Source organism: Oleiphilus sp. HI0125 (genome assembly GCF_001635355.1).
Genome location: NZ_LWGF01000814.1, coordinates 1 through 881 on the forward strand (window position 1 = coordinate 1; position 881 = coordinate 881).

Sequence of the window (881 nt, forward strand, 5' to 3'; positions counted from 1 at the left end):
TTGCGATCGCAATTTGGCAACGAATTTTGCCCATCAAGGTATTGTAATTTAGACCGATCTTTCCAAGTTTTCGTCGGAAGGTGCGTTCACTCATACACATGGCTTCGGCAATGGCTTTGGAGTTAGGGTAGCTATCGCCGTCATTTCGCACTAAGCGGTCGAACTTGTTGACCAATGCGAACTCATCTTTCAGTGTTTGCATAAGTTGATTCAGTTGCTCAATGCTGTCTTTCAATTCATGCTTTGCACGGTAAGCGTATGTGAGCTCTTGTTTAAGATGAGCAAGGTCCACTACCCATTCATTGAATTTTGCGTCATCTTCAATCTCGCAATCAAAGTGACTGCGATAGAAGGCTTTATCCGCCTCTGTAAGTTTTAGAACGAATTTTAAAGCACGTGTTTTAACTGGACTGCCCGTGATCTCGCGCGAGACGGCTTGCATGCCGCCGATCGTTAACTCGAATATCATGTGCAGTAAACGCTCACTCAGTCCTGATACGTTTACAAGCCGATGGGTCAGTTCTTCTTGATCTTGGATAATCGTGAGATCAGTAAAGCTGCCTAGCAGCTCGTAATAGCTGTGTGAGATTTCGAGTGCATCATAGAGTGATGGTGCATGACGAAAAGCGGTTCCCAAAATACCGAAATTTGCGAGTGAATATTCGCTCGCGACATGAATACCCAAACCAATCAAGAATTGATCTTCAACCACACGTGATAAACCATCAAGGGCAATGTGTGAGGGTATGAATGGCTCATTGAGCAAAATGTCTAGTTCTAACTCTTTTTCGAGATGTTCACACCAAGCAGTTTGTCCCTGTCGCTTGAGTCGTTTGAGAATGAGCGAAAGCTCAAAGCTCGGATAGTTTTGATCACCTAGG

Annotated in this window: 1 protein-coding gene; it reads right to left on the minus strand. The window is 44.4% G+C overall.

The window, feature by feature from the left end; all coding sequences use genetic code 11:
• On the minus strand, positions 1–881 hold an 881-nt coding region (locus tag A3762_RS13195), incomplete at both ends, for an AraC family transcriptional regulator ligand-binding domain-containing protein (protein ID WP_068756004.1).